Annotated in this window: 5 protein-coding genes and 1 pseudogene; 1 reads left to right on the top strand and 5 read right to left on the bottom strand. The window is 73.2% G+C overall.

Annotated features, from left to right (window positions below; translation table 11 throughout):
- Positions 1–171 precede the first annotated feature (171 nt).
- From ACZ4Z2_RS21040 to ACZ4Z2_RS21025, 4 genes and pseudogenes are all read right to left on the bottom strand, one after another.
- A pseudogene (locus ACZ4Z2_RS21040) lies at positions 172–1,421 on the bottom strand (alkaline phosphatase family protein); the annotation flags it as partial.
- Between the two features lie 300 nt (positions 1,422–1,721).
- Complete coding sequence (locus ACZ4Z2_RS21035; RefSeq protein ID WP_468078130.1) at positions 1,722–2,570, bottom strand: sugar phosphate isomerase/epimerase family protein; 849 nt, start codon at positions 2,568–2,570, stop codon at positions 1,722–1,724.
- A 45-nt stretch (positions 2,571–2,615) separates the two neighbouring features.
- Positions 2,616–3,605: an SCO3242 family prenyltransferase gene (locus tag ACZ4Z2_RS21030; protein ID WP_468078128.1), complete on the bottom strand. Its 990-nt coding sequence runs from the start codon at positions 3,603–3,605 to the stop codon at positions 2,616–2,618.
- Between the two features lie 158 nt (positions 3,606–3,763).
- Positions 3,764–5,176: a phytoene desaturase family protein gene (locus ACZ4Z2_RS21025; protein WP_468078149.1), complete on the bottom strand. Its 1,413-nt coding sequence runs from the start codon at positions 5,174–5,176 to the stop codon at positions 3,764–3,766.
- A gap of 131 nt (positions 5,177–5,307) precedes the next feature.
- On the opposite strand from ACZ4Z2_RS21025, the gene ACZ4Z2_RS21020 reads away from it, so the two are divergent.
- On the top strand, positions 5,308–5,910 hold the full coding sequence (locus ACZ4Z2_RS21020; protein ID WP_468078126.1) for a hypothetical protein: 603 nt from the start codon (positions 5,308–5,310) through the stop codon (positions 5,908–5,910).
- Here the strand turns inward: ACZ4Z2_RS21020 and ACZ4Z2_RS21015 are convergent.
- Positions 5,846–6,691 (bottom strand): inositol monophosphatase family protein, encoded by an 846-nt coding sequence (locus ACZ4Z2_RS21015; RefSeq protein ID WP_468078124.1) that lies wholly within the window; start codon positions 6,689–6,691, stop codon positions 5,846–5,848. The genes ACZ4Z2_RS21020 and ACZ4Z2_RS21015 overlap by 65 nt on opposite strands.
- Positions 6,692–6,754 lie beyond the last annotated feature (63 nt).

Below are 6,754 nucleotides of genomic sequence, written 5' to 3'. Positions count from 1 at the left end.
GTGCGTGCTCTCGGCGTGCCGGGCCCTGACCCGTGTACTGGACGTACTCGGGTCAGGGCCCGGTGCGTCGAGAGCGCGTGCATGGCGTCGCGGGGCAGGTGGGAATTTGACGACAGGGCCTAGGTGGGCCCGTCGGTGGCGGAGAGGCCCGCGAGGGTCAGCAACAGGTGCTGCCTCGTCCGGTGCGGAGCACAGCAGGACGGGGCCGTCGTCCGGGTGGGCGGGCAGCCGGCCGTGGCTGCCGCTGACGCCGGAGGGGTCCAGTGGGACGGTGCTGATGCGGTAGCGCAACCCGAGCTTCTTGCGGGCCACCTGGCCGATCGCGCGGAGCTTCACCGCCGGGACGGTGTCGTCGTACAGCAACTCGGCCGGGTCGTAGCCCGGCTTGCGGTGGATCTCGACCTGGCGGGCTAAGTCGGGCGCGTGCGCGTCGTCCAGCCAGTAGTAGTACGTGAACCAGGCGTCGGGGGCGGTGACCGCCACCAGTTCGCCGGAGCGCTCGTGGTCCAGGCCGTGGGCCTTCTTGCCCTCGGCGTCCAGCACCTCGTCCACGCCGTCGAGTTCGGCGAGGAGCCCCGCGACGTGGGCGGCGTCGGCCGGGTCGCGGACGTATACGTGGGCGATCTGGTGGTCGGCGACGGCGAAGGCCCGTGAGGTCCACGGGTCGAGGTACTCCATGCCGTCCTGGGTGTACACGTCGAGGAGTCCGGCGCGGCGCAGCGCGCGGTTGATGTCGACGGGGCGGGAGGCGGGGGTGATGCCGTACTCGCTGAGCGCGACGATCGTGGCGCCCTCGCGCAGGAGGTGGTCGATCAGCGGGCGCAGCGCCTCGTCGAGCCGGCGGGCGCTCGCGGTCGTCTCCGGCGAGTCGGGGCCGGATCGCTGGGGCTCGTAGTCGAGTTGGGGGACGTAGACGAGGGTGAGGTCGGGCCGGTGCTCGTCGAAGACCTGGCGGGCGGCGCCGAGGATCCACTGGGTGGAGGGCATCCCGGCGTTGGGCCCCAGTAGGTGAACAGCGGGAACGGACCGAGCCGGTCGGTGAGTTCGTCGTGCAGGGACGGGGGCCAGGTGTAGCAGTCGGGTTCCTTGCGGCCGTCGGAGTAGTAGACGGGGCGGGGGGTGACGGTGAGGTCGACGTCCGCGCCCATCGCGTACCACCAGCAGATGTTGGCGACCTTGTAGCCGGGGACGGTCCTGCGGGCCGTGTCCCAGATCTTCTCGCCGCCGACGAGCGCGTTGTGCTGCCGCCACGGCAGTACCTCGCCGAGGTCGCGGAAGTACCAGCCGTTGCCCACCGCGCCGTGCCCGGAAGGGGGTTCGCCGGTGAGGAAGGTGGACTGGACGGTGCAGGTCACGGCGGGCAGGACGGGGTCGAGGCAGGCCCGGAAGCCGCGCTCGCCGAGGGCGGCGACGGCGGGCATGTGCCTCAGCAGCTTCGGGGTGAGCCCGACGATGTCGAGGACGACGAGCCGGTTCGCAGGCGGGGTGCCGGCCGGGGACGCGCCCGCTGACGCGGTACTCGCGGTCGGCGTGCTCGCCGACTCGCCACTCACGCGCGGCGGGCCCGCTGACGCGGTCGCGGGCGGGGTGCTTCTGGGCGGGGTGCTCACTGGTGTTCCTCCTTGAGGCCGAGGCCGGAACAGCCTCCGGTGGGGGGTGGAGCGAGGGGAACACGAGAGGAGGAGAAGAGAAGGGAAGCGAGAGGAAGGTGCCGAAGGGGGTCAGGCCGCCGCGGCGCGCAGGAACTCGAGGGAGCGGCGGGCCACGTCGGGGGCGTCGAGGGAGCCGCCCTGGATCTCCACGGAGACCAGTCCGCGGTGGCCGAGGTCCCGCAGGGCGGCCAGCACGGGCGGGAAGTCGATCTCGCCGGCGCCGAATTCGAGGTGCTGGTGGACGCCGCGCCGCATGTCCTCGATCTGCACGTTGAGCAGGCGCGGCGCGGCGAGCCGCAGGCACTCCAGCAGGGTCCGCTCCTCCACGCAGTGGGCGTGCCCCACGTCGAGGGTGATCCCGAACAGCTCGTGTCCGCCGATGAGTTCCGCCAGTTCCAGGCATCGTTCGACGGTGTCGACGAACATGTACGGTTCCGGCTCGAAGGCCAGGGAAACGCCGTACTCCTCGGCGGTCTCCAGGACGGTCTCGACGCCCGCCGCGAGCCGCTTCCAGGCGTCCCGTCGCGGCAGCCCGTCCTCCGGTGCCGGGCCGCTGCACAGGTGGACGGTGGGCGAGCCGAGGTCGGCGGCGATCCGTACGGCGCGCCGCAGCAGGTCGATCCGCTGTTCCGCCGCGTCGGACATCAGGGTCGGGTGGTGCTTGCCCCAGGGATCGAGGAGATAGGGCGCGCCGGTCTCCAGCGTCACGTCGAGGTCGTGCCGGTCGAGGTCCCGGGCGATCTCGGCGACCCGTCGGGGCAGGTCGGGGGCGTACGGGTCGAGGTGTCCGTGGTCGAGGGTGAGGGCGACTCCGTCGTAGCCGAGGTCGGCGAGGACGGTGAGGACGTCGGCGATGCTGTGGTTGGTGAAGCCGTTGGTGCCGTAACCGAATCTGAGGGGGGTGGGGGGCACGGTCATGCCGGCGTTCCTCCCGCGGAGGTCTGTGCTGGTCGAGGGGGTGGTTCAGGTGGGGGAGACACGCCGGGCGAGCCGCCGGGCCAGGGGGTGGGCGACGCCGAGGGCGGCCGCCGCGACCGTGGCTCCGCTGCGCGCGGTCAGGGCCGTCTGCAGGGGCAGGAACCCGAGGATTCCGGCCCCGACGGCCCGCCGTACGTTCTCGCCCGACGGCTCCCGTACGGCACGGATCTGGGCGGTGCCATAGGTGCCGAGGTAGGCGAGGGCTCCGGCGCCGACGACGGCGGCCCGGGTGACGGCCGACCGAGTGGTGGGATGGCTGCCGGGGTGCCGCTGGGCTGCGGACGCTGCCGTGCGCCCGGGGGACGGTGCCGCCTCACCGGCCCGTGCCGAGACGATCGCCGTGCGGACGGCGGGCAGCGCCGTCGCGAGGGCCGTGGTCGTGGCGGCGGCGAGGGTCGAGGCGGGCACGCGGGCGGGGGCGCCGGAGATCTCATGGCGGCTGAGGGCGGACAGCGTGTACGTGTGGGCGCCGACCAGTGCGGCCGGGAGCGCGCCGCGCAGCAGTGCCCTGCCGGTTTCGCCGGGACGCCCGGCGGCCAGTGCGCCCGAGAGCACGTCCAGGGTCCGGGCCGAGGCCATGGCGGCCGCTCCGGCGGGGGTGGACTTGAGCTTCAGGTCGTAGGCCCAGATGACGCCGGTCAGCGGCAGCGCTGCCAGGAGGCTGCGGCGACCGCCCGAGGCCACGGCGAGCCCCAGCCCCGCGGCGGTGAGCGCGCCGGCGACGGCGAGGGCGGTACCCCGGGGGACGCGGCCCGAGGGGACGGGCCGCTCGGGGCGTTCGACGGCGTCGATCGTGGCGTCGGCGTAGTCGTTGAGAGCCATGCCGGCCCAGTAGAGGCAGACGGATGATCCCATGGCTCCCAGCGTCTGTGCGCTGAGCGGGCGTCCTGCCGCCGCGGCCCCGGCGAGTAGGTCACCCGGCACACTCAACGCGGCGGGCGCGCGTACGAGTTGAGCGAGATCCGCCAGGCGCACGGCTGGCCGTGAACCGGAGCGGACATCCCATCTCCGATTTTTCATGGCGGCAACCTACCTCCGCCGTCCGCACATTCATGTGGAGGAAACGTGAAGAACTTTGTCATTTCGTGACTTGATAATGCCTATCGGTGAACTCACCTGCGTGCTATTGGCTGTCAGAGTTCCTGGCGCAGTCTCCGCCATACCGCCTTGGCCGCGTTGTGCCCCGACATTCCGTGCACCCCGGGGCCGGGCGGGGTCGCCGACGAGCAGAGGAACACGGCCGGGTGCGGGGTCCGGTACGGGTGGAGCGTGAGCTTCGGGCGGAGCAGCAGCTGGAGCCCGGAGGCGGCACCGCAGGCGATGTCACCGCCGACGTAGTTGGCGTTGTGCGCGGCGAGTTCGGGCGGGCCTGCGGTGGCGCGGGCGAGGATCCGGTCGCGGAACCCCGGTGCGAAGCGCTCCAGTTGGCGCTCCACGGCGTCCGTCAAGTCCCCGGTCCAGCCGTTCGGGACGTGCCCGTACGCCCAGAAGACGTGCTTGCCCTCGGGGGCGCGGCTGGGGTCGACGAGGCTGGGCTGCACGGTGATCAGGAAGGGCCGGTCGGGGGCGTGGCCGTGCCGGGAGGCGGCGTCCAGAGCGGTGCTGATCTCCGCCTTGCTCGCCCCCACCTGGACCGTGCCCGCGGCGCGTGCCTCCTGTGCGGTCCAGGGCACGGGGCCGTCCAGCGCGTAGTCGAGCTTGAAGACGCTCGCGCCGTACCGGTACGACGCGTAGGCGCTCCCGAAGCCCGCGATGCGGGCCAGGGCGGTGGGCGAGGTGTCGAAGACGTAGGCGCGCGCGGGCGGCAGGTCGTCGAGCCGCTTGACCTCGTAGTCGGTGTGGACGGTGCCGCCGAGGTCCTTGAGGTAGGCGGTGAGCGCGTCCGAGACGGCCTGGGAGCCGCCCCGGGCGAGGGGCCAGCCGGCGGCGTGCGCGGCCAGCGCGAAGACCAGGCCCACGGCGCCGGTGGCGAGACCGCCGAGCGGGGCGATGACATGCGCGACCAGTCCGGAGAACAGCGCCTTGGCCTTCTCGTCCTTGAAGCGGCGCATCAGCCAGGTGGAGGGGGGCAGCCCGGCGAGGCCGAAGCGGGCGAGGGTGACCGGGTCGCGGGGCAGCGCCGACAGGGGCAGCGACATGAAGTCCCGTACCAGGGTGTCCCACTTGGGCAGGAACGGCTCGACCAGTCGGCGGTACGCGCCGGCGTCCCGCGGCCCGAACGAGGCCGCCGTCTCCCCCACCGAGCGCGACAGCACAGCCGCGGAGCCGTCGAGGAACGGGTGCGCCATGGGCAGCTCCGCGTGCAGCCACTCCAGGCCGTAGCGGGCGAGCGGCATCCCATTGAACGCGGGCGAGTTGACTCCCAGGGGGTGGGCCGCCGAGCACGGGTCGTGCCGGAAGCCGGGCAGGGTCAGCTCGGCGGTGCGGGCGCCTCCGCCGACCGTGTCCCTGGCTTCGAACACCGCCACGGAGAATCCGCGGCGGGCCAGCTCCACGGCAGCCGTCAGGCCGTTCGGCCCCGCCCCCACCACCACCGCGTCGAGCATCGCCGGCACGTTCGGACCCCTTCGTCAGCCGATGGCCATCGAGCGCCGCGGACGGGCTTCCGCCCGGCGGCGAACCTGCGCTCAGGATATGCCCGACCACCGACAGCCACGGCATGGGTAGGCTGCGCCGCATGACGCGCCGGTTCCGCTTCACCGACCCCGAGCAGGGCCTTCGGCACTGGTTCGAGGTGGGGGACGACGGGAGCGTACTGCGGCAGATCTCGTTCCGGGGCGGGGAACGGGCGGCCCTGGTCGCCGCCGACCCGGCGGAACGGGCGGAGGTCCGGCGGGCCGGTGGTGAGCTCGGCGTCCAGCTGTACGAGGTCGTGTACGGCACGGGCCGGCCGGGGCCCGTCGCGGAACCGGTGGACGCGGTGCCGGTCACCGAGCGGGAGTTCGACCTGGCGTGGGGCCGGGCCCGCAGCCACCGCCAGTGCGATGTCCGGCACGACTGCGGCCCCGTCCCCGTCGGCGGGCGTCTGCCCGGCAGGTTCACCGTCTCCCCGTGGGGCCCCGGCGTCACCGGGGTGTTCGTGGACCTCGGTCTGTCCGTGCCCGGCTTCGTCGACGCGCTGATCCTCCTGCGGGCCGGGTGTCAGTGGCCGCCGGAGAGCACGCCCGCCGTGTTCGAGGTGATCGACATCCGCATGGGCAACGGCGGCTGCCAGCTCAGGCTCCGGCCGACAGCAACCCCCGCACCCGGTGAGCCGTGGCCGTGTCCCGTGCCGCGGTGAACGGCAGGGTGTTGCCGCCGGTTATCCGGAAGGGCTCGTCCGCGAGCGTGAGGTGGGCGCCGCCGGACTCCTCGACGAGGAGGAGGCCCGCCGCGTGGTCCCAGGCCGCCTCCCAGGAGAACGCGACCGCGTCCAACCGCCCCTGGGCGATGGCGAGATACTCCAGGCCCGCCGATCCGCACGGGCGCGGGGCGACGCCTTCCGTCCACAGGCCGAGCAGCGCCGCCTTCTGCTCCTCCGTGGTGTAGTCGGGGTGGGAGGTGGCGACGTCGAGGTCACGGCCGGGCTCCGGTGACCCCGCGCGCAGCGGCTCGCCGTCCAGTGTGGCCCCCTTGCCCCGGACGGCCACGGCGAGCCGGTCGAGCGCGGGCGCGTACGTCCAGGAGGCGCGCACCACGCCGTCCAGGGCGAGGGCGACGAGCGTGCAGAAGCCGGGCTCGCCGTGCACGAACTGCCGGGTGCCGTCCACCGGGTCGACGATCCAGACCGGCGCGTCGCCGTGGATCGCCTCGTACGACGCGGGGTTGGCGTGGACCGCCTCCTCGCCGACCACGACGGAGCCGGGCAGCAGGGCGGGCAGCGCCTCGGTCAGATACAGCTCGGCCTTGCGGTCGGCGTCGGTGACGAGGTCGTGGGGGCCGTTCTTCTGGTCGACCTCGTGCGCGGCGAGCTGCCGCCAGCGCGGCATGATCTCGGCGGCGGCCGCCTTGCGGATCGCTTCTTCGACGTCGGAGGCGTGCCGGGCGAGAAACTCGTCGATGGTTTCGCTGTCTTCGATCATGCCTCCATCACAGCACGCACCACTGACAATCCCCACCGGGAGGGTGCACTCCGCATGGAATCA

The organism is Streptomyces sp. NPDC030183 (assembly GCF_055573455.1).
The sequence above is the reverse complement of the archived record's forward strand: the minus strand, read 5'-3'. Positions and strand labels throughout refer to the sequence as shown.